The following is a 21,204-nucleotide window of genomic DNA, read 5'->3' on the forward strand; positions in this document are numbered from 1 at the left end:
TGCTTTCTATTATGCCATCAGCTTAGCCAGACAATTGCCTGAGTATTTATACTGATCGCCAAAGTGGGATGCTCCCATAAAATCTTTGATGTGCGTTAAGTAACTTTACAGTCTGACAAAATGTAAACCAATCATAACCAGTGGGATTGATTTGCTTGAGTTCTTTAACAAATTTAACTGTGTTTGCTTTATTTCCGGTTCGATAATAACTTTCTGGCGATTGAAATGTTACATACTTAGCAACAGTTTTATCGGACGATCGCACTTTTTTAAAGAATGGTTAAGATGGCCGATGTGTAGCTAGGCATTCGTTAAGCTATATGGACGGGTTTTTACTCATCAACTTCGCAGGTAAAGGATAATCAGCAATATTCTAGTTAACCATAGTGGGGAGACAAGTAATCATGGCAGAAATTGAAGTTCTTGTAGAAAGTTTGTGGGAACTTGATGAGGATCAGCTAGCAGCAGAAATTGGCGATCGCGCTCAAGCCATAGAGGATGAGGTGGCTGGACTTGGAACCAGAGGGATAGACCCAACTTCCCTGGATTCTATTGATGTGAATGTTGCCGCTAGAGCATCGATCGATCCCAGGCTCCAAGAAGCTGGCCAGCGGCTGTTCGATCGCGTAAACCCCTTAGTTTACGACCTGATGTGCAAACCCCTCGGAAACGATCCACAGACTCAGAAAATCCTGGATGAAGCTATCGGCCAGAATTACACTAAAGCTGCTGGGATGTTAACTCCTGTTCTAATCTCTGGACTGGGACTTGCTCCTGCTATTGCTACTCTCCTCGCTACGTTGATTATCAAAAAGATTGCCAATTATAGCGCTACTGCAATTTGTGACAATTGGAAGCAAAACCTGCCCCAACCCACAAGCTGAGCTATAAACGGAACTTCCACCGAAGGCGGAGGAAGTTCTGTTCCAGGTTTGGTGAACTCGATCGCGCTAGCACCTCAAGCCATTTGTTCGCGGGTTTTGAGAGCGACAATTCCGTCGGGCTTCAAACCTTTTTTCTGCTGAAATTTCTTGACGGCTGTATCTGTTGCCGGCCCAAATTCACCATCAACCCCAACTACAACGCCAGCCTTTTTCAAGCCTTCCTGAAGCTTGATTACATCTGAGCCTTCCATTCTGGGCATCGCCAAGCGCAACGTTCTGGGCTTGTCATCCCACGGCGCTTTAGCAAACCCTTGAGCAGGCGATCGATTAAGTGCATCCTCGGTTTGGGGGCCAAAGCCGCCATCCTCGCTAATCTTTGCATCCGGGTTGTTCTGATTCCAAAGCTGCTGAAATGCGAGTATTGAGTTACTGCGAAGATCGATCGTTCCGTCGCCTATGTAGTCGAAGTGAGGCGGATCGCCCGGTAATGGATGCCAGCCATATTGCATCAAATAAAATTCCCAGCCTCTGGCATCTTCAATGTCGATCGCTAGCCCTGTTTGGTGATTGCTGGTGCCTGGTGGCGCTACAGGATTAGAGTTGTTGAAGCGATCGTTATACAATAACATTTGCTGGGCGATCGTGCGGTAAGCAGAGTTCACCTGCATCGTTTGACCTCGATCTTGAATGGCTCTCTGAAGTGCCTCTTGTGCCGGGGTTTGTACGTAGGGAAAAGCTGCATCCAGCAAGTCTACATTAAGGTCATCAAAACTGACAAAGGCATCTGGCATCATCACTTGTAGTTGATAAATCAACTGTTGAGATAAGCCATTGACCACCGCAGTCGAAGACATGGGGGCATCTTGGAGCAATCCCGGGAAACTGCCTCTAACTTCCAACATATCCCGTTGGACAAATTCTTCACAGGCTTCGATAATTACAGGTTGATTAAATAGGATGTCGCTTGAGTTAGTCATGGTTTTATCCAATCAATTTGAATTTGGTCAGTCCTGGATTCATAAACTCTATCCGTAGGCGACGCACACCGCACCTTACCTCCACAGAGCTTGTGAAAATTACTTGATTGTGTCAGTCTAATTGGTTACACAATCGATTTTATAGTCCCAATTCTTTGCGTGTGCAGACACCGACAACACCATCCGCCGTTAGCCCTTTTTGCTGTTGAAACTGTCGCACAGCACGATCGGTGTCTTTACCAAAAATGCCATCTGCTGAAACATTTATTCCTGCCGCGCTCAGCGCTTCTTGCACTTGACGCACATCCTCACCTTGCATTATTGGCTCGGTAAGTGTGAGAACCCGAACTTCAGGCATTCCTAAAAACAGAGCTTGCTCGGCCAAGCGCCTGCGTGTCAGCCCTGGCCAGGGTTCACCATTGACTTTATTCCACACAGGAAACTGATTGGCTGCTCCTTGATAATCTCCGTTGTTCAATAGTTTCAGAAGAGTTGAACCTCCAAAACCTTCTGTTCCTGGGCCCACGTTGAAACAGAAGCAAACCAGTGCAGAAAACTGGTTGTCATCGATCTCAACTTCAACGGCATCCTCAACATAGGATTCAAACTTTTCTAAATCTTCTCTCAGCAATTCTTCTGCTTGCGTTTGGCTAATAGTCAGTTCTGGATAAACATCATTGCCCGTGTGTCCGTAACCAATTGTCCAAACTCCACCGCCATCATCATAAGCAGTGAGTTCACATCCTTCAAAGGTAGTGAGAAGCTTGAAACCTTCTTGATTGATATGCTTTGAACCTCTGCCTTCTACCACATCAGGAGGTTGTTCGTCTGGAGGATGAATATGATATGTTTTAGCCACACTGAAGCTTAAAGCATCAATTAATGCTTTTACTTGCCCATTAGTCTCCGTGACTTTAATAGCTAGGTCGTCTTTGATTTCGTATACGCGACCATCGCCGAATAGTTCCAACGATCTTTTTGGCATTTTAGTTTTTCCTTTTTACAAGGTAGGTTCAGTCAAAAGAGGCATCTTGAGTATCCGAACGCAAAAGTTGTGCCTATTTTCAAAATGAGTGAAAAGAGTCTATTAATTAATGATTTCGATCAAAAGTCTTGGCTTGACGGGTAATTTGGTTATTATATAGGTCTGTTCCACAGTAATGTTCGCGATTTGCCCAAACCTTTACAAAAATTAATTCACCTTGACAATCGGCTTTCCCAATCTCTCTGATTCACTACGCGCAGTTTTGGCTCATATTCTGCAGATGTAACTCATCTTATTGCAATAGTCCGGACAGTTTTTAATTCGCAGTCTGAAACCCTGGATTTCCGGGAAAGTAACTCGATATGTAAAGCTATCATCAAAAAAGCGATCGCTTCGTCAGGACTTACGCAAAAAGTGGTTTGACTCACCGCGAATTATAGCGGCTTCAGTCCTCGGATTTTATGAGGACTGAAGTCCGAACGATCGAACCAGCTTTACTGTTCTTAGCTACACAATGTAAGGAGAATCGATCGCCTTTGCTCGATTAATCGCCACCAATGTCTGGTAAATCAAAGCCGAAATCTCAGCGCGGGTAATATCCCGCTGCGGCGAAAGCCAATCGCGGGAAGGATAATTAACCACAATCTTCAAAGCAGTTGCTGTGGCGATCGCACTTAAAGCAAAATTAGGAATTTGAGAACGATCGTTGTAAACTTTCAAAGAATCAGGATTGCCGCCCTTGAGTTGCAAACCGTTAACCAAAGACACGATCCCCTCACTCTTAGTCAAATTCTGATTCGGGCCGAACTTAAACCCCGGAAACCCCGCCAAAAAGCCCCCCCGATTTGCCCGTTCGATCGCACTTCTCGCCCAAAAAGTAGCAGAAACATCAATAAAATTTGTAGTCGGCACCCTCGGAATCGGACTAAACGCACTCACCAACAGCGCCGCATATTGAGCACGATTTAAACTCTCATCAGGCCTAAAAGAACCGTCAGGAAAACCGCTAATTATATTCGCCGCAGCCAAAGCTTCAATAAACTTCTGTGCCCAATGTCCAGAAATATCGCTGAACACCGCACCGCCGATATTCGGATTGCCGCCGCCCTTTCTCACCGCAGCTTGCACAGCTTTAAAAGCATTCACTTTCCCGTAACCAAACCAATCGCTGCGGCCGTTGTTAGGATCGTAATTTCCCATGCGATTGCCCAACTGGGGATCGGGATCGAGATCGACAATTTTCTCAGCAGTTTGTTCGAGAATTCCCCGCACTTCCCGCGCCGTCAAACGGGGGTTAGCCGAAAGTATCAACCCTGCAACCCCAGCGACTACTGGAGTGGCACTGGAAGTACCGCCAAAAGTATCCGTATAGTCCCCCCAGTCGTAGCCTCGATCGCCAACTCGATCGGCAGTAAACACCCCCAAACCGGGCAAATACTGGGTCACCTCCGGCGGCGTGGCGATAAATCCGGTTTCTGGCAACCAGATCCCCGGCGGCGCGTTGTTGCTGGGGGCGCAAACCGAGATGCTTGTGCCCCAATTGCTGTAGGCTGCTTTTTTGTTGAGGGAAGTGGAAGCGCTGACGGCAATTACGTCGGGGTGAACGGCAAATCCGTTTAGCCATCTAGTTTGACCGCCCAGGATGTTGTTGGGCCAGCCTTTCTCGTTAATTGTGCCGTTGACTGGGCGGTTGGCATTGCCCGCCGCGAACAGAATAACGCAGCCTCTGCCGCCCCGCCCTTGGGTTGCTGCTTTGGTGATAACGGCACTCTGCCGCAGGGAAAGGGGATAGTAAACTGCAGCAGGCCCCCAACTGCAAGAAATGACGGCGGCACCTTTTTCGATCGCCCAATTAAATATTTTTTCGACAGAATTGTCATCGAGAAAACCACTGGTACGGATGGGCATCAGGGCGCAGCCGGGGGCGACGCCGACAATGCCTTGGCCGTTTTCTTCAGCAACGGCGACGCCGGCACAACTTGTGCCGTGGTTGTCTGAGTCGGCGACTGGCATCGGGGAAGTATCGCCGTCTTTTAAATCGATGGGTGAGACGATTTTGCCTTGGCCTTGAAAATCTGGGTGGGTGATGTCAACTGAATCGTCGGCGATCGCAATTACGATCGATCGAACTCCGCGAGTCATGTCCCAAGCTGGTTCTGCATAAATTTGAGCACCGCCGACAAGTTCCTTGCCGCCTTTGTTATTGAGATACCACTGTTTGGGATAAAGCGGATCGCGGGGCGTGTAATGCTGCTGCGTCTCTACTAAAATGTTGGGTTCGGCGATCGAAACTTCTGGATATCTTGTCAGGCGGTTGGCAATTTTGACCGGGTTTTCTGTTGCTTGTTTTGTGACTTCGCAGACGAAGGTGTTGGGAATTCCTTCTACTGGCCGGACTATTTTTAAATTTGCTGCATTGGCGATCGCCTTTCGCGATTGTTCGTCTACTTGTTCGCCAAATTGAATAGTAATTTCGTCTGTCAGGTAAAAGAATGTACTCGGATTGTTCGCGGGGCAATAGACGTGGCTGGCAAAAGCTACGGCATCGCTGGCGCGGGCTGCTTGCATTGCTGCTTCTAGGCGATCGGGCGCAACCAGATATTCTTCGAGATTGCTTTGGCCGACGCGACGGTTGAGTTTTGCCCCAGTTGTTGCAGCCCAATCGTTTGAGGCTGATGCTGTTGGTGCGGGGCGGACTGTAAAGCGGTTGGGAACTTTTGACAGCAGCAATTCATCGCCGCCGCGCTGCAAAATCAGTGCCAGACTTTCATCTGGGACTCCAATTCCTTGATAATTTTGGAGAGTGTCGGAGGTCGGTTTGCTTGGTTCTACCATCAGAAATGTTCCTGTTTAATGTGGATGTAGATTTATCACACATATTTATAAGCTGTCAGGGAGGTTTTTGCCATGAGGGGTTTGAAGCTTTAACTAACAGCGGTAGTTTTTCCATCAGTCCGCGTCGGACTTAGTTTTTGCGATCGCGTTGCTAGCGGTTTCAACCGCCGAGTCTTTTTCGATATCAGCGAGTTTTTCAGATAAACACGATCAAATAAACACGCTAGGATTAATATTAAAAAATTCTCCCAGCGCCTTAGCTTGCGCCTTGCTAATCGCCCGTTTCCCATTAACCACCTCAGAGACTACTCCTTTGGAACCAATCACGCCCACTAAATCGGCTTGTTTGAGTTCGCGAACTTCCATGAGATGCAATAGAACATCCTGGGGAGTCACTTCGGGATCTGGGTAATATTTTGATTCGTATTCTTCAATCAACAGAGCCCAGAGGCTTAGTAAAGTTTCTTCTTCTAATGTTAATTCTTCCTGGGACATTAGGGATTCGACTTCGGCGAGGGCGAGATCGTAATCTTCTTGGTTCAGGATGGGCTTAGGCTGAGATTTAGCCAGTAGTTGACCGTAAGCTGTTTTTTCAATTGCCATATTCATGGTTCGTTCGATTGTTGAATTAGATCGGGACTTACCCATCAAAACCAAAGAAACCGGGTTTTCCACCATTTTTAAAGCCTCAAAGGCAGTATTTAGGTAAAAAAACCCGGTTTCTGCGTCCAGGACTAGATTGCCGGGATCTGTCCAATCCCCCGCGATTTCCTGGTTCAATCCAAAATCTAAAATCCAAAATCTAAAATCCAAAATCGATCGCACCCTTTGACATTTCAACAAATTTGGTTTACACTTAGCCGGTTGCGATCGCCAATGGTAAGATCGGCTCAAGCTAAATATTTTTTTAAAGCGCACAGGCGCAAAGTAATTTCATGGTATACTCTGGAACTGTTTGCTGGCTTCGCTCCACTGCCCGGATTACGATCGGGGCGATCGCAGCTTTTACCCTGTTGCAACCGCTCCCAGTCCAAGCACAACAACCTTCTGGGCCAGAGAACCAACCGCAAGTCGAGCCCGCTGACGACCCCACAGACCCCAACAATCTTCGCCCTCTGACGCAAGACAGCAGCTTGCTGAGCGTCCCAGGAGGCCAGCGTTTGATGACAGAAGCCAGCAGTGCTATTTCCTCTCAGAATTACGCACTCGCTACTCAAAAACTCCAAGAATCCCGCCAAATTTTCAATCAACTGTCCAACTTCTACCAACAACTGGGCAGCAGTTTTGCCGGAATTGACATCCGATTGGCCGAAAGCCACCGCACCAAAGCTGTAGAAACGGCCCAAATGCGCGACGAAGCTACCTACCGGCTGGCGTTGGTACACCGGGCGCAAAATAAACCGGAACTGGCTGTGCCCCTGCTGATTCAGATTATTCGATCGCAGCAGCCAACTCGCGACTTGGGCAAGAAAGCTTACCAGCAGTTACTGGAATTGGGTTTTGTGGATTCGCCCTTTCCCCGGCCTGCCAGCAGTCAACCGAGCTCATCGACAAAATAGTTCCACTAAAATCTAAATTACAGCCGTTTATCAGAGAAACCAATGGTTACACCGTCTCAAGTAGCAGAAATGATTAAGGCAGGGTTGCCCGACGCTAAAATACAAGTTGAGGATTTGACCGGTGGCGGTGACCACTACCAGGCGAGAGTCGTCTCAGCAGCCTTTGAAGGAAAAAGCCGAGTACAGCAGCACCAACTGGTATACGGCGCTCTCAAACAGGCAATGGCTAGTGAAGCCATCCACGCTTTGGGCTTGGAAACCTTAACTCCCGCAGAATGGGAAGCGAAAAGTCAAGTTGCTTAATTGTTGAGCGGCAATTAGGTATCACAAGTTTGTGCTGGTGTCAAGAGTTGCTTGAAATACAACTGCTGCACTTACGCACAAAAACCACAAAAACCCGGTTTTTTACCGGAATCTATGGCTGTAACGAAAGATTTTCGTAAAAAACGCGGCTTCTGCGTCAGTCAACATTTAAAAATTTTCAAACAATATTAGGACCTACCATGAGTACAACAGCACATCAAAGAATTGACGAGTTGGTTAAGCAAAACAAAATCATGGTGTTTATGAAGGGCAATAAGTTAATGCCCCAGTGTGGTTTTTCTAATACTGTGGTGCAAATTCTCAATACTTTGGGAGTGCCTTACGAAACTGTTGATGTTTTGGCAGACCAGGAAATTCGTCAAGGCGTTAAAGAGTATTCCCAATGGCCGACAATTCCCCAAGTTTATATCAACGGCGAGTTTATTGGTGGCTCGGATATTATGATCGAGATGTATCAAAAGGGCGAATTGCAAGAAGTTGTAGAAGTGGCTTTGGCTTCTTAAATTAGACAGAAAAAACATATCCCCGACCTCTTTAAGAAGTCGGGGAAATAACAGCAATCGGGTTTTACGTTGAATTAAGTTAATTTACTTAATTACTTATGTCCAGGCAGAGCCGGGGAAGGCAATGCGGTCGGCTCGGCATCGAATTTTTAGGCTCCGAAAGCGAGCCCGAGCCTCTGGACATCGGTTCCCAGGTCGAGCCAGGGAACCCGTTACAATTGCCAATTCCCAATTCCCAATTCCCAATTCCCAAATCATCCAGGGTTTATCAAACCGAATTTGCTATTTAATAGTAGTCTGATTCAGCCTGTGTCTGTGTCTGTGGCATTACAAAATTGGAGGGGTCGTGAATGTAACGCGCTGCTTCTTCCTCTAGTCTGTGAATCAGATAGGGTTCCAGACCGTTGGAATGCCGCAGGGCTGCTAAATAGCCGTCTAAGTAAAGCCGCAGGTCATCAAAGCGATAACCTCTATTCCACATTTCGACGAGGGCGTCGGTGAGTTTTTGGTAGTGCCGGATTGTTTGGGTGTCTTGTAGCATGGTGTGAGGTTGAAATCCTTTGTGGTTTGTATAATGACGGCGGGATTTAGGAATGGCCTCGATTGATGCTGAGTGGCTCAGCTTGAGGCTATTTCTAAATAAAAGTTTTTACCCTGCTCAACAGGCTACCCTCCATAAAAAATTTCACTCGTTGCAATGCAGTTGCTCGACTTTTTGCGCGCACCTAGATAATTCGCTGTGCGTTTAATGGAGTCGGGATGTTGCTGAATTTGGCGGTCAAAGTGGCTAAGTGTTCCGGCTACCGAGCGAACGGTTGGAGGAATTCTAGTTTCACTTGCGCGATTTGTCAACCTCCTGGGAGTGGGGGCTGGGTCGGGGGGATCGCTTTGGGCAGGCGGTTGGGGCATGGGGTCGATCGGCTTTACACTGTCTTATTTTCATTGTAAGCTCATCGCCAGAGTGATTTAACCATTCTCCAGGCTGACCCTGCCAAATTAACCCAATATTTAAAATTCCTACCCTCGGTATGTCCGCTGCTTTAAATGCAGCTCATGCTTGAGTAGCGATGGTTACAAAAGCTTGACAAAAGCTCTGTTAACCTTGTAGCAATTAGTGATATGGGAAGCTCGCCTCTGTGGAATCTGCAAGTATTTCAATTGTTGAAGGGAATCCGCACCTGCGATCGCTCTTGGGCTGGCATCTACAGCAAGTCGGTCACTGGGTGCACCAGTCAGCGGATATCAGTCACGCTAGGGAAATATTTTTCAGCCGCCAGCCAACCCTAGTCATTCTGGATGCCCAATTGCCGGATGGGGACGGTTTGGAATTTTGCAACTGGCTGCAACAGCAGCAGCAGTCACTGATTTTGATGCTGTCGGCGCGGAATTCGGAATCGGATATTGTTGAAGGTTTGAAGGCGGGGGCAGACGATTACCTGACTAAACCCTTTGGGATGCAAGAGTTTATGGCCAGGGTGGAAGCTCTGATGCGCCGCAACCGCACGATGGTACCGCCGGCGACGCTGGAGTGCGGGCTGCTGAAAATTGATTTGGTGCAGCGCCGAGTCAGGTTGTACGAGGAACATATTGAGCTGACTCCCCAGGAATTTAGCCTGCTGTACGTGCTAGCTCAAGCTGGAGGAGTGCCGCTGTCGCGATCGGATTTGCTGCGAAGGGCATGGCCTGATGCTATTGATAACCCCCGGACGATCGACACTCACGTACTCTCTCTGCGTAAAAAAATCGAAATCGACCCGCGACAGCCGAGCCTGATTCAAACTGTACGGAATGTCGGCTACCGACTGAATCTGGAGTTGTTGAATAATGCCAATCAACATTCACAAGTGCCCAGAGCGGTTCTTTCTTAGAGTACGATCGGGCTATAAGTCGGATTTTATTTTGAGAATTGATTGGCGATCGCATCGGTTTTCGCCGCCATAATAAAGTCATTGCGGTGCAGTCCAGAAATCGCGTGAGTCCACCAAGTAACGGTAACTTTTCCCCACTCTGTTAACAGTGCGGGGTGATGTCCTTCGGTTTCTGCTGCTTCGCCGACGCTGTTTGTAAAGGCGATCGCACTTTTGAAATCCGGGAATTTGTACGTGCGTTCTAACTGTGGAATGCCATTTTTTTCGATGAAATTCCAGTCGGGAATTTGAGGTTTGAGTTGGACAATTTCGTAAGCTGTGACGCGGGGAGAGTTGGGGCGGCAGGCGGCACAGCGTTCTTTTGATAAAGGTTCCATAAATTGCTTGTTAGTGAGAAGATGCTAAAAGATATTATAGACATTTCTAATGTGAATTATTTTGGATGGGGCAACTGTCATTTAGGAGTGACGTAGAGATTGTGATCGAAATCCTTCATAAAACAGATGAGCAATCATTTAAAATTTATGGAAATAATCGTTCACCGTGGAATCGCTTAACCGATAATATCAGGAACGGGCGGGTTGATTTGGCTATCTCGCTGATATTGTAAACGTTGACGAACCCGCCCCTCCAAGTGCGATCGATCAACCGATAATTTTCTTAATCAAATCCAACTTACCTTTATAGGGAGCGTACCGCCATTTCAAGTCAAGTAAAAATGACTTTTGCAGCACGCTTTTGTAATGCGAAAAAGTGTTAAAACTTGCTTTGGCGTGATAGCTACCGATGCCGCTGTCGCCAACTCCGCCAAAAGGTAAATCTGTTACTCCCACTTGCATAACAGTGTCGTTGAGACAAACTCCCCCCGAAGAAGTTTCCCGCAAAACTCGCTGTTGTTTCTCTTTATTTTTCGAGAACAAATACAAAGCTAAGGGTTTGGGACGGGCGTTGATTTGGGCGATCGCCTCTCCGAAATCATCATACTCCAAAACTGGCAAAATTGGTCCAAAAACCTCATCCTGCATCACCGGCGAATCCCAGGAAACATGATCTAAAACCGTCGGTGCAATATATCTATCTTCCGGCTTAACTTCCCCACCAACGACAATTTCTCCATCTTTGATAAACGCACTCAAACGGTCTAATTGCCGCTGGTTAATAATCCGCGAATAGTCGGGACTTGTTTGCGGATTATCGCCGTAAAATTCGTAAATTGCTGTTTTAATTGCTGCCATCAAATCGGGTTTAACTTTTTTATCAACTAACAGGTAATCGGGAGCGATGCAAGTTTGTCCGGCATTGAGAAATTTGCCCCACGCAATGCGTTTTGCGGTGTATTCAACCTGAATATCTGAGTCTACAATGCAAGGACTTTTGCCACCTAATTCCAAGGTTACAGGTGTCAGGTGTTTAGCGGCAGCTTCCATGACAATTCGACCGATTTTAGTGCCTCCGGTAAAGAAGATGTGGTCGAATTTTTCGGCTAGCAATTGTTGGCTGATTTCCACGCCTCCTTCGACGGCGGCTACGTAGGCGGGATCGAAGGTTTTAGATATCATGTCGGCGATAACTTCGGAGGTGTGTGAGGCGATTTCCGAAGGTTTGAGAAGTGCACAGTTGCCGGCGGCGATCGCCCCGACCAAGGGTGATATCATTAACTGAAACGGGTAATTCCAAGGGCCGATGATTAACACTACGCCCAAAGGTTCAGGGTAAATGCGGGCTGATGCTGGGAATTGATCTATCGAAGCAGGGACTTTTCTCGGCTTTACCCACGATTTGAGGTTTTTGAGGGCATAATTAACTTCGGCAATCGATGCGATTTCAAGATAAGCCTCGAATTCCGGCCGACCGAGGTCTGCCTTGACAGCATCGACTATTCGTGATTGATTAAGTTCGATCGCACTTTTAAGTTTTTTCAGTTGTTCGATCCGAAAATCCACATCCTTAGTTTTCCCAGTCGCAAAAAATTGCCGCTGCTGCTGGATAATATCGCTGACTCTGATTACCATATTTATTCCTCCATGTCTATCAATAAATGTTACAACACGAAAACGGAAGTTGGGTAAAGTGCGATCGGTGTTAAAGCGCAGATTTCTTGAAGAAGTCTGCGATCTGGGCTTTATGCTATAACTTATAAGGTATTAATTGTAGATTTTTAATTTGAGTTAAGTCATGAAAATCTCTAAGAACGATTTTTTTTTCTATTCCTGCTGGCTGCTTTGCTTGCTTGCAGTAGCAGGATGTACCTCTAAGCCCCAAAAGCAAGTTGTCATCTGCTCGAAAGACTTTACCGAACAAGTCATCCTCGCAGAAATTTTAGCACGCCATATCGAAGCTAAAACAGATATCAAAGTAGAACGAGAACTGAATCTCGGAGGCTCGCTTTGCCATCAATCCCTAACAGCAGGTAAAATCGATTTGTACGTCGAATACACGGGGACTGCTTACGCCAACCTGCTCAAACAAAAACCGATTTCTGATCCCAAAAAAGTCCTCGATTACCTCAAACAAGAATATCCCAAACAGTTTAAAGCAGAATGGACGGAACCGCTGGGATTTAATAACAGTTTTGCGATTATTGTGCGGGGAGACGATGCCAAAAAACTCAATTTACAAACTCTCTCGCAACTTGGGAAAGCTGCACCTAACCTCCGGGCTGGTTTCGGCCCAGAATTTAACGAGAGAGAAGATGGATTTCCCGGATTAGCTAAAACTTACGGGATTAAGTTTAGAGAAGAACCGAAGGAGTTGCTGTTAGGATTGCTTTATCAAGCGCTGCAACAAAACGAAGTAGATGTGATTGCTGGTAATACGACGGACGGTTTGATTCAAAGTTTGGGTTTAGTAGTGCTCAAAGATGACAAGAACTATTTCCCGCCCTACGAAGCAGTTCCGGTTGTGCGATCGCAAATTTTGGAGAAATACCCAGAATTGCGTCAAGTGCTCGCAGAATTGGGGGGGAAAATCTCCGAGGAAGATATGCGGAAACTCAACTATCAAGTTGACGGAGAACAGCAGGAAGCGGGACAAGTGGCGCGGGAGTTTTTGCAGCAAAAGTTGGGCGTGTCAAAGCCAGTAACTCCGGCCAAATAAAGAGTTTCATTGCTCTGCCTGTTTGCTGAACCGTATGGTGGTTAGCTATACTATTAGTTAGACTCATATAAATAAATGAAGGTATAAAGCTATGACAACTGTCAAAACTGCTATCTCATTGCCAGCATCTTTATTTGAACAAGCCGAAACATTAGCTGGCGAAATGCAAATTTCACAGAGTTTTTTGAGCGAAATAGCCCTTGAATAATTTATCCGCCGCCGCGAAAATCAACAACTGTTAGAAAAAATTAATGTTGCTTGCGAAGCACCTCTCTCTAAAGAAGAACAAGTTTTGCTTCGCAAGATGAGTCGCTCTCATCGCAGGCTGGTGGAAGGCGAATGGTAATAAATCAAGGTGATATTTTTTGGATTGAAGATGAAATTAGGCTGGTAGTTGAACCTCACGAAGCTGAGTAAAACCTTCCTTCTTCCTTCTGTTAGAGATTCCCAGGTTAGCCTACTTTTCCAAGTTGCAAAACAGCAGCTTTTATTGCTTCTATTTGCGACTCTGCAACTTCAACCGTAATTGCTTCGACATTGAAACCCTCTAAACTATAACCATCTTCTTCACCTTCAGGCATCTGGTAGTGTTCAACAATAGTGGCTGTAGCACCTTTTTTTAGACCATACTTAGGGATGTCTTCTCGCAATGCTACCTGTGAAAACAGTTTAAATTTCATGGGGTTTAACCTCTTGTCAATCAGGAACTAATGTAACAAATCTAGTTTCGGATGGAGTAACGATCCAAACGGTTTTAACTTGTAAAATCGTACCATTTGGACCAGTTAAACTGCCTTGAATCATGTACTTTTGACCGTATTTGGTGTTTTCCATTGGCTCCGCTTCCAGGGGAAGTATCTGGCTTCTTAAATCTCGATCGAGGTGTTGCCAGTTTTCTATACTGTAACCACCTCGATCGAGAAACTGAGATTTGTCGTCTTTAGGAAGCCGGATTAATAAATAGTTTGTCAGCTTTGCTGAAGGAATAACCGAGTTAAGGCTGAGTTTTGCCATAGGAAGGCTGCATTCCTAATTCACTTGACTCAGCCTCCGCAAATTCAAAATATCGCTCATCTTTTTAATTTGCATACAAGTCCGCTCAAACTGTTCCTTATCCTCAATATCCATGCACAAGTCAATTAATGCGGGCAAACCCGGATAGGTTTTTACTTGAGCGCTGCGGACGTTGACTTTGTTGTCCTTTAAATGCGACAATACATCGTTAAGAACTCCTACTCGATCGAGAGCCTCAATTTGAATGTTAACAGCATAAGTATTCGGGCGGCTACCATTGCGATCGCTGGAATTCCAACTCACAGGAACCAAGCGATCCCCAGGTACGCTTTCAACATTTGAACATCCTTGCCGGTGAATCGAAATTCCGCGAGTGCGAGTCACCACTCCAATAATTGCTTCCCCAGGAATCGGACAACAACAGCCGGATAAATGGTAGAGCAATCCCTCTACACCTGCGATCGGCGATTTGCTCGGAGATGAACTAGGTACTGGTTTCGGTGCCGTCGATGCAGGTATTAGCTGGGGCACTTCGTGGGTTCCTGCGGGAGCAGCTTCAATTTTTTGCTGCACTTTTACTAAATCTCGCAGTCGATTTACTACGAGATTTAGGGTGACTTCGCCGTAGCCCAAACCGGCGATTAAATCTTCGACGCTGTGGTAGTTGCAGCGCTGAGCCACCGACTGCATGGGTTCAGATTTTAGCAAAGATTCCAAGCCGTTTTTACCTAATTCTTTTTCCAACAATTCCCGGCCGCGAGCGAGATTTTCATCTCGGTGCGATCGCTTCAACCACTGGCGAATTCGGTTTTTTGCTCCGTTTGTCTTGACAAAATTCAGCCAGTCGGAACTCGGATGACCATTTTTTTGGGTCAATATTTCTACAATATCGCCGTTCTTTAAAACCTTGTCTAGTGTCACCATTCGCCCGTTGACTCTCGCACCGGTGCAGTGATTGCCAATTTCTGTGTGAATGCGGAAAGCAAAATCTACGGGAGTTGACCCGCTATTGAGAGCAATTACGTCTCCGTTAGGAGTAAAAACGTAAATATCTTCGTCGAATAAGTTGTCCTTAATGCTTTGTAAATATTCGCGATCGTCTTTGAGGTCGCTTTGCCATTCTAGGAGTTGCCGCAGCCAAGTAAATTTTTCGTCGTCGCCGGTGACTTTTGTGTTAGAACCGCCAGTTTCTTTGTATTTCCAGTGCGCGGCAATGCCGTATTCTGCAATGTGGTGCATTGCTACGGTGCGAATTTGCACTTCGATGGGGCGGCCGCTGGTTCCGATTACTCCGGTGTGCAAAGATTGATAGCGGTTGGCTTTTGGTAAACCGATATAATCTTTAAAGCGGCCGGGAATCGGGCGGAAAGAATCGTGGACGATCGCCAAAGCCCGATAACAGTCATCATTGGTTTCTACTATGATCCGCACCGCCGCAATATCGTACACTTGCTTAAACCCTTTTTGGCGGCGCTGCATCTTCCCGTAAATCCCGTACAAATGTTTGGGACGACCGCTAACTTCATAGCATTTAATGCCTAAATTGTCAAGCCTTTCTCGCAAACTATCTGTGACTTCTGCGAGTTGAGTTTCTCGATCGCCTCGCTTCTCGGCTACCAATTCCTGAATTTCGCGGTAAGCTTCCGGTTCCAGGTATTTAAACGCTAAATCTTCCAATTCCCACTTAAAGCGCCCGATACCCAAACGGTTCGCCAGGGGAGCAAAAATATCTCGGGTTTCTAGAGCAATAGTGCGCTGCTTTTCCTCGGACAAATGCTCCAAAGTCCTCATGTTGTGCAGCCGATCAGCGAGTTTGACGACAATGACGCGAATATCTTTAGCCATTGCTAGGAACATTCGGCGGAAATTTTCCGCAAGGCGCTCTGTTTTGCTGGAAAAATTAAACTTAGAAAGCTTGGTGACACCTTCAACCAACTGTCGCACTTCCGCACCGAACCGCTGTTCTATTTCTTCGAGAGTAATATCTGTATCTTCAACAATGTCGTGGAGGAAGCCGGCGGCAATCATAACGTTGTTGCCGCCCATATACCGGAGTATTCCAGCGACAGCTACCGGATGGCAAATGTAAGGTTCTCCTGATTTGCGGTATTGTCCTTCGTGCAAGTCGCGGGCAAATTCAAAGGCCCGACAAATTAAGCTGTCGTCCGTCGAACAATTCGGGTTAGGGCCGCCATCAGGCTGCGATCGAGTATTCAGGCATTCTTGCAGCCAATCGGGAACTACGGCAGGATCGATCGAAGGAGAGGGAGTCAGAGTGTTCGCGTTCATGGGGTACACCTTTAAAACTTAGAAATACAAATGGTTAAAAGCCGGTTTTCGGTTGAATTGCCGAAATTATGTGTTTAGCTATACTAAACTAATTGAATGCCACAATTTGCAATTCAAAAAAATAGTCGATTATTCTCAAACTCTACCTATGTAATTCCGAGTCGCCCCCCCTCGCAGGTAGGAAAATATAGTGACACCACTGCCGCCGCCGCAGTCTGTCGATCGGGGAAAATCGGGTAAAATAAGCATATTTTGGCGGTAGCAGTTGAGGTTGCAGGGGATCGGCATTTACCGGCAACGCTAAACTAAAAGCAACAGCCAGAAGGGTAGAGCCAGGGAAACAAATCAAAAAAAGTTCTCACAAAACAGGGAATTGCTCCAAAAACGCACGGCTTCCCTCAATATGAGCAAACTTAAGTAAGTATCTACTTTGATTATAAATACAAATTTGTTTACAAAATCATGATATTGTCCGAAGACCGCCGCCAGTGCTACCAAGAATTACAGCAAGCACTAGAACAACTACAAAGAACTGCTGCACAGGATAATCTGGATGGGGCCGCACTGGCGATCGAATACAGAAAAGTGCAACAATTTTTCGGAAACCAAATTATGAGAGCCGAAAGCGATGAGTTAGACGCCTCAGAAACACCCCCAGAGCAGTCCTATTTGACGGAAATTCACAAGCAACTGCGGTTATTGGGGACAGATGTCACGTTTTTGCAAGCGTCGCGCCAGCCAGCGACAGCAAAGGCGAGGCAAACTGCGGCGATCGCGCGGCTTAACACGCTAATTGGCTACTGTGGGGCGCTGCTGCAAAAAAATTCTGGTTCTTCAGGGCCCGCCCAGATACAGAATTAATAATTGAATTAACAGGGAATTAATAAGGCAAGGAGAAATAAAGCGGTGGAATGTCCAAAATGTAAACATCCCAATTTAGAAGGCGGTACCTTAGCCGGCCGTATGTCGGTGCAGTGGTGTCCCAACTGTTACGGTATATGGATTCCAGGCAGAGAATACGAAGCTTGGCAAAAAGAGCAGAGCCAGTGGTACAACAAATCCGAGAAGCCTGATGCGACAGGGACTCTCGGCATAGAATTCACCCCGTCTGTCTACGACAGCAAAGCAGCGCTGTGTCCCGAAGACGGTCACTATCTGTCGCGGGCGAAAGTTCCTTTCAGCAGAGTGCCCTTTTACATAGAGCGCTGTATGTTGTGCGGGGGCATTTGGTGCGATAACGGCGAGTGGGACATTCTCGAAAGTCTGGGATTCCACACCGAGATTGACAAGATGTTTTCTCCGAATTGGCAAGCTAAGGCCCGCGTGCAAGAACTCGCCTCTCGGGAACGTCAAGTGCTGACTGAGAAGTTGGGGCCGGATATCGCCGGATATGTGTTGGAACTCGCGGAAGTTTTAGCAGACCATCCTCACGCAGATTGTGCCGCTACTTACATACTGCGGAGAGCTGAGTTGAAGCGAAAGGAAATTTAGTCAGTTGGCTGTTGACAGTTGACTGTTGACGGTTGACTGTTAACTGTTGACTGTTGTCAGTTGACTGTTGTCAGTTGCTCGGTGAATGATCTACTGATAAAAGCTTTGTTTGTAGCTATTTCTATTTATATTTACAAACAGCCGATGGCTCTATTTCCAATAACTAATAACTCCTGAACACTAATAACTAACAACTAACAGCCAGTATATTGACAATTAAATAATAACTGACAACTGACAACAGTCAAGTGACAACAGTCAACTGACAACTGACAACTGACAACTAACAACTGACCACTGACCACTGACTACTGACTAAGGGCTAATGACTAATGACTAATGACTCTTCTCTATTTTCCGTTGACAATCTGCGAGTAGCTTATCCTCAGCGGCGGGGCCAATCCGGTTGGGCCGTTGACGGGGTTTCCCTGACGCTGAAACCGGGGGAAAAGCTCGGATTAGTTGGGGAGTCTGGGTGCGGTAAGTCAACTTTGGGAAGGGCGGCGATGCGGTTGCTGCCGGATTCAACGCTGATTGAGGGGCGAGTTAGTTTTGCTGGAGAGTCGGTGTTTGATATGAATGCTTCGCGGCTGAGACAATTTCGGGGCGAAGCTGTGGCATTGATTTTTCAAGATCCGATGACTCGTCTCGATCCTTTGATGACTGTAGGAGAACATTGCATCGAGACTTTGCAAGCTCACCGACCGAATTTGGATCGCAAGCAAGCTAAGAAACGGGCGATCGAAACTCTGGAAGCTGTGAAAATTCCGGCGTCTCGCTGGTCGCAATTTCCCCACGAATTTAGCGGCGGAATGCGGCAAAGAGTAGCAATTGCTTTGGCTCTTTTGCTCGATCCCAAATTAATTGTGGCGGACGAACCGACTACAAGTTTGGACGTAACTGTAGCTGCTCAGATTTTGCAGGAATTAACCAGACTTTGTGAGGAACGGGGAACGGCTATTTTGTTGATTTCTCACGATTTGGCTATGGTGGCTGAGTATTGCGATCGCATTGCGGTGATGTACGGCGGTAAAGTCGTAGAAACAGGGCCGGTGCAAAACGTTTTTGAAAAGCCGCAGCACGAATATACTCGATCGCTCCTAAAAGCAGCTTTGCACATTCAAGCCGATTCTGAAAAAGGGTTAGCATTCGAGGAAATCAGGACTGAAGTCGTTACTGCAAACTTAACAAATTCGCCTCTTTTGATAGTGACGAATTTGCAGCAACACTACAGTTTAGAAAGCAATTTATTAGATCAGTTCTTTTCCAGGAATCGCCAGGTAATTAAAGCAGTAGACGGCGTTAGTTTAGAGCTACAACGGGGAGAAATCCTAGGGTTGGTGGGGGAGTCCGGCTGCGGCAAAAGTACCTTGTCACGCACGATTTTGCAGCTAATTACGGCGACTGGCGGCAAAGTGGAATTTCAAGGAATAGATATAACTGCCCTGAACCGCGATGCTGTGAGGAAGCACCGCCGCGAAATGCAAATGATCTTTCAAGACCCCCATGCTTGCCTGAATCCGATGATGACTGTCGGGCAAAGTATTGCTGACCCTTTGTTTATTCACAAATTAGCTAATGGCAGCGAAGCTAAAAAACAAGTAATCCAAATGTTAGAGCGGGTGGGTTTAACTCCAGGGGAGGATTTCTTTCGTCGGTATCCGGGGGAATTGTCAGGAGGACAACAGCAGCGAGTTTCGATCGCCCGCGCTTTGATTACTCGGCCGCAACTGATAATTTGCGACGAACCGGTGAGTATGCTGGATGCCAGCGTGCAGACTCAAGTTTTAGAGCTGATGTTGGAGTTGAAGCAGGAATTTAATTTGACTTATCTGTTTATTACGCACGATTTGTGGGTGGCGAGATTTTTTTGCGATCGCATTGCAGTAATGAATGCTGGCAAAATTGTTGAAATCGGTAAGACTAGGGATATTTTTACTAATCCCCAGCACCCTTACACTCAGCAATTATTGCAGGCAGCTCCTTTACTGGCTCGAACTCAATAGAAAGGTGTAAAATTGGGGCCATCTAATTTCTGTCACGGGCTTCTAGATGGATTTCGGAAATTTCCGGTTAAATTGGTTAAAGTGAAGGGATACTTTTCAAATCATTCCACCGACACCAAGCACCATATGGCAGAATCTGACCTAGGCAGTTTTGCGGTGGCACCCGAAGCCTCTTTCGCGATCGCACAAGATGAAGACACTGAGATCGATCGTCCCACGGTAACTCGCTCGTCAGCATACAACAACTGGTCTGCCGACGATCCAGTGGGAGCTTTGTTCAAGGAAATGGCTCGCTATCCTCTACTGACTGCCACCGAAGAGGTGGAGTTGGCGCGTCGCGTTCAAGAATTGGTAGCCCTGGATGAACTAGAACAGCGTTTGCAGCAGGAATTGGACAGAGTGCCGACAAAAGCTGAACTCGCAGCGGCTTTGGGAGTGAGCGAAACTCAACTGCAACAGCTTCGTCATCAGTGTCAGTCGGCGAAACGGAAAATGATCAGCTCGAATTTGCGCTTGGTAGTTTCGATTGCCAAACGCTATCTGAATCGGGGCGTGCCTTTTCTCGATTTAATTCAGGAAGGAGCTTTGGGTTTGAATCGAGCCGCCGAAAAGTTCGATCCGGAGAAGGGTTACAAGTTTTCTACTTATGCCTATTGGTGGATTCGCCAAGGAATTACCCGGACAATTGCCAATCAAGGGCGGACGATTCGCTTGCCGGTTCACATTGTCGAACAGTTAAATAAACTCAAAAAAGTTTATCGCGATTTGAGGCGTTCTCTTCAACGCAATCCCAGTGAAACTGAACTCGCTAGAGAAATGCAAGTTACTTGCGAACAGCTTCGCTACCTCCAGCAAGTACGTCGGCAATCTTTGTCTCTCAACCACCGCATCGGCTCCGAAGAAAGTTCGGAACTTTTGGATGTTCTCGAAGATAACGCGACGCAATCTCCCGAAGCTCAGATGAATGAGATGATGATGCGCCAAGATATTTTGGAGGTGTTGGACAGTATTTTGACTGAGCGGGAAAAAGAGATTGTTGCTATGCGTTACGGTTTGCTGACCGGCGAACCTTACACTTTAGAAGAGGTTAGCAGTTTGTTCAATTTGTCCCGCGAACGAGTCCGTCAAATTCAAAATAAGGCAATGCGAAAGCTGCGCCGCCCTCAAGTGACGGAACGATTGAAGGGCTGGTTGAAATAAGCTAAAAAACATTGATTTTGCATTTAAAAACAGCTTAAAATTATTGTGGGGACACTCCGACCCCGCCGTAAATATGCTGATTCAATGTGGAAAAAATTAATTAGGGCTTGCTGAATAAGCCTAAAACCCTTACCTCAAAAGACTTTGACTCGCGTTCGGCGTTGACAACGTGT

General features: G+C 46.6%; 20 protein-coding genes. 10 read left to right on the forward strand and 10 right to left on the reverse strand.

Features of this window, described 5'->3' with window-relative positions:
- Positions 1-404: 404 nt before the first annotated feature.
- Positions 405-884, forward strand: coding sequence for a hypothetical protein (locus QUA70_RS24745; protein WP_333328823.1), 480 nt, complete (start codon positions 405-407; stop codon positions 882-884).
- 74 nt (positions 885-958) lie between these two features.
- Here QUA70_RS24745 and QUA70_RS24750 read toward each other — a convergent pair whose 3' ends face one another.
- The 4 genes from QUA70_RS24750 to QUA70_RS24765 all read right to left on the reverse strand — a co-directional run bounded on the left by QUA70_RS24750 (position 959) and on the right by QUA70_RS24765 (position 6,575).
- Positions 959-1,861, reverse strand: coding sequence for a peptidoglycan-binding protein (locus QUA70_RS24750; protein WP_333328821.1), 903 nt, complete (start codon positions 1,859-1,861; stop codon positions 959-961).
- Between the two features lie 139 nt (positions 1,862-2,000).
- Complete coding sequence (locus tag QUA70_RS24755) at positions 2,001-2,846, reverse strand: glycoside hydrolase family protein (RefSeq protein ID WP_333328818.1); 846 nt, start codon at positions 2,844-2,846, stop codon at positions 2,001-2,003.
- A gap of 507 nt (positions 2,847-3,353) precedes the next feature.
- Positions 3,354-5,681: a S8 family serine peptidase gene (locus tag QUA70_RS24760; protein ID WP_333350511.1), complete on the reverse strand. Its 2,328-nt coding sequence runs from the start codon at positions 5,679-5,681 to the stop codon at positions 3,354-3,356.
- 210 nt (positions 5,682-5,891) lie between these two features.
- Positions 5,892-6,575: a hypothetical protein gene (locus tag QUA70_RS24765; RefSeq protein ID WP_333350513.1), complete on the reverse strand. Its 684-nt coding sequence runs from the start codon at positions 6,573-6,575 to the stop codon at positions 5,892-5,894.
- A 41-nt stretch (positions 6,576-6,616) separates the two neighbouring features.
- Here QUA70_RS24765 and QUA70_RS24770 point away from each other — a divergent pair, with 41 nt between their 5' ends.
- The 3 genes from QUA70_RS24770 (at position 6,617) to grxD (ending at position 8,067) form a co-directional block, all read left to right on the forward strand.
- Positions 6,617-7,240 carry a hypothetical protein gene (locus tag QUA70_RS24770; protein ID WP_333163279.1) on the forward strand — a complete coding sequence of 208 codons (624 nt, stop codon included), beginning with the start codon at positions 6,617-6,619 and terminating at the stop codon, positions 7,238-7,240.
- Positions 7,241-7,282: 42 nt separating this feature from the next.
- The gene (locus tag QUA70_RS24775; protein WP_333068825.1) at positions 7,283-7,543 is read left to right on the forward strand and encodes a BolA family transcriptional regulator; all 261 of its coding nucleotides are present in this window, start codon (positions 7,283-7,285) and stop codon (positions 7,541-7,543) included.
- Between the two features lie 200 nt (positions 7,544-7,743).
- On the forward strand, positions 7,744-8,067 hold the full coding sequence (grxD, locus tag QUA70_RS24780; RefSeq protein WP_006634036.1) for a Grx4 family monothiol glutaredoxin: 324 nt from the start codon (positions 7,744-7,746) through the stop codon (positions 8,065-8,067).
- Between the two features lie 286 nt (positions 8,068-8,353).
- On the opposite strand, the gene QUA70_RS24785 is transcribed toward grxD, so the two are convergent.
- Positions 8,354-8,608 carry a DUF6761 family protein gene (locus QUA70_RS24785; protein ID WP_333080667.1) on the reverse strand — a complete coding sequence of 85 codons (255 nt, stop codon included), beginning with the start codon at positions 8,606-8,608 and terminating at the stop codon, positions 8,354-8,356.
- A 595-nt stretch (positions 8,609-9,203) separates the two neighbouring features.
- On the opposite strand from QUA70_RS24785, the gene QUA70_RS24790 reads away from it, so the two are divergent.
- Positions 9,204-9,935, forward strand: coding sequence for a response regulator transcription factor (locus QUA70_RS24790; RefSeq protein WP_333328808.1), 732 nt, complete (start codon positions 9,204-9,206; stop codon positions 9,933-9,935).
- A 26-nt stretch (positions 9,936-9,961) separates the two neighbouring features.
- On the opposite strand, the gene QUA70_RS24795 is transcribed toward QUA70_RS24790, so the two are convergent.
- Both QUA70_RS24795 and QUA70_RS24800 read right to left on the reverse strand, forming a co-directional pair.
- Positions 9,962-10,312 (reverse strand): 4a-hydroxytetrahydrobiopterin dehydratase, encoded by a 351-nt coding sequence (locus QUA70_RS24795; RefSeq protein ID WP_333328805.1) that lies wholly within the window; start codon positions 10,310-10,312, stop codon positions 9,962-9,964.
- A 267-nt stretch (positions 10,313-10,579) separates the two neighbouring features.
- Complete coding sequence (locus tag QUA70_RS24800) at positions 10,580-11,947, reverse strand: aldehyde dehydrogenase (RefSeq protein WP_333350515.1); 1,368 nt, start codon at positions 11,945-11,947, stop codon at positions 10,580-10,582.
- Between the two features lie 163 nt (positions 11,948-12,110).
- On the opposite strand from QUA70_RS24800, the gene QUA70_RS24805 reads away from it, so the two are divergent.
- The gene (locus QUA70_RS24805) at positions 12,111-13,031 is read left to right on the forward strand and encodes a glycine betaine ABC transporter substrate-binding protein (protein WP_333350516.1); all 921 of its coding nucleotides are present in this window, start codon (positions 12,111-12,113) and stop codon (positions 13,029-13,031) included.
- Positions 13,032-13,483: 452 nt separating this feature from the next.
- Here the strand turns inward: QUA70_RS24805 and QUA70_RS24810 are convergent, their stop codons facing one another.
- The 3 genes from QUA70_RS24810 to QUA70_RS24820 are packed head-to-tail and all read right to left on the reverse strand — an operon-like array spanning position 13,484 to position 16,334.
- Positions 13,484-13,711, reverse strand: a complete 228-nt coding sequence (locus tag QUA70_RS24810; RefSeq protein WP_333328796.1) for a DUF4926 domain-containing protein — start codon at positions 13,709-13,711, stop codon at positions 13,484-13,486.
- Between the two features lie 16 nt (positions 13,712-13,727).
- Positions 13,728-14,045 (reverse strand): DUF6883 domain-containing protein, encoded by a 318-nt coding sequence (locus tag QUA70_RS24815; RefSeq protein WP_333328793.1) that lies wholly within the window; start codon positions 14,043-14,045, stop codon positions 13,728-13,730.
- A 15-nt stretch (positions 14,046-14,060) separates the two neighbouring features.
- Positions 14,061-16,334 (reverse strand): bifunctional (p)ppGpp synthetase/guanosine-3',5'-bis(diphosphate) 3'-pyrophosphohydrolase, encoded by a 2,274-nt coding sequence (locus tag QUA70_RS24820; protein WP_333350518.1) that lies wholly within the window; start codon positions 16,332-16,334, stop codon positions 14,061-14,063.
- A 462-nt stretch (positions 16,335-16,796) separates the two neighbouring features.
- Here QUA70_RS24820 and patD point away from each other — a divergent pair, with 462 nt between their 5' ends.
- The 4 genes from patD to QUA70_RS24840 all read left to right on the forward strand — a co-directional run bounded on the left by patD (position 16,797) and on the right by QUA70_RS24840 (position 21,031).
- Entirely contained in the window at positions 16,797-17,195 is a 399-nt protein-coding gene (gene patD, locus QUA70_RS24825) for a heterocyst frequency control protein PatD (protein WP_333038068.1), read from the forward strand.
- A 45-nt stretch (positions 17,196-17,240) separates the two neighbouring features.
- On the forward strand, positions 17,241-17,825 hold the full coding sequence (locus QUA70_RS24830) for a zf-TFIIB domain-containing protein (RefSeq protein ID WP_333038070.1): 585 nt from the start codon (positions 17,241-17,243) through the stop codon (positions 17,823-17,825).
- 332 nt (positions 17,826-18,157) lie between these two features.
- Complete coding sequence (locus QUA70_RS24835) at positions 18,158-19,831, forward strand: ABC transporter ATP-binding protein (RefSeq protein ID WP_333350519.1); 1,674 nt, start codon at positions 18,158-18,160, stop codon at positions 19,829-19,831.
- Between the two features lie 126 nt (positions 19,832-19,957).
- Entirely contained in the window at positions 19,958-21,031 is a 1,074-nt protein-coding gene (locus QUA70_RS24840; protein WP_333328784.1) for an RNA polymerase sigma factor, RpoD/SigA family, read from the forward strand.
- Positions 21,032-21,204 lie beyond the last annotated feature (173 nt).

It is taken from the genome of Microcoleus sp. LAD1_D5 (assembly GCF_036702115.1).
In the GTDB taxonomy this organism is placed as follows: Bacteria; Cyanobacteriota; Cyanobacteriia; order Cyanobacteriales; family Microcoleaceae; genus Microcoleus.

Coding starts and splice junctions, on each gene's coding strand:
- QUA70_RS24745 (WP_333328823.1), top strand. CDS start 405: ATGGCAGAAATTGAAGTTCTTGTAGAAAGTTTGTGGGAACTTGATGAG.
- QUA70_RS24750 (WP_333328821.1), bottom strand. CDS start 1,861: ATGACTAACTCAAGCGACATCCTATTTAATCAACCTGTAATTATCGAA.
- QUA70_RS24755 (WP_333328818.1), bottom strand. CDS start 2,846: ATGCCAAAAAGATCGTTGGAACTATTCGGCGATGGTCGCGTATACGAA.
- QUA70_RS24760 (WP_333350511.1), bottom strand. CDS start 5,681: ATGGTAGAACCAAGCAAACCGACCTCCGACACTCTCCAAAATTATCAA.
- QUA70_RS24770 (WP_333163279.1), top strand. CDS start 6,617: ATGGTATACTCTGGAACTGTTTGCTGGCTTCGCTCCACTGCCCGGATT.
- QUA70_RS24775 (WP_333068825.1), top strand. CDS start 7,283: ATGGTTACACCGTCTCAAGTAGCAGAAATGATTAAGGCAGGGTTGCCC.
- grxD (WP_006634036.1), top strand. CDS start 7,744: ATGAGTACAACAGCACATCAAAGAATTGACGAGTTGGTTAAGCAAAAC.
- QUA70_RS24785 (WP_333080667.1), bottom strand. CDS start 8,608: ATGCTACAAGACACCCAAACAATCCGGCACTACCAAAAACTCACCGAC.
- QUA70_RS24795 (WP_333328805.1), bottom strand. CDS start 10,312: ATGGAACCTTTATCAAAAGAACGCTGTGCCGCCTGCCGCCCCAACTCT.
- QUA70_RS24800 (WP_333350515.1), bottom strand. CDS start 11,947: ATGGTAATCAGAGTCAGCGATATTATCCAGCAGCAGCGGCAATTTTTT.
- QUA70_RS24805 (WP_333350516.1), top strand. CDS start 12,111: ATGAAAATCTCTAAGAACGATTTTTTTTTCTATTCCTGCTGGCTGCTT.
- QUA70_RS24810 (WP_333328796.1), bottom strand. CDS start 13,711: ATGAAATTTAAACTGTTTTCACAGGTAGCATTGCGAGAAGACATCCCT.
- QUA70_RS24815 (WP_333328793.1), bottom strand. CDS start 14,045: ATGGCAAAACTCAGCCTTAACTCGGTTATTCCTTCAGCAAAGCTGACA.
- QUA70_RS24820 (WP_333350518.1), bottom strand. CDS start 16,334: ATGAACGCGAACACTCTGACTCCCTCTCCTTCGATCGATCCTGCCGTA.
- patD (WP_333038068.1), top strand. CDS start 16,797: ATGATATTGTCCGAAGACCGCCGCCAGTGCTACCAAGAATTACAGCAA.
- QUA70_RS24835 (WP_333350519.1), top strand. CDS start 18,158: ATGACTAATGACTCTTCTCTATTTTCCGTTGACAATCTGCGAGTAGCT.
- QUA70_RS24840 (WP_333328784.1), top strand. CDS start 19,958: ATGGCAGAATCTGACCTAGGCAGTTTTGCGGTGGCACCCGAAGCCTCT.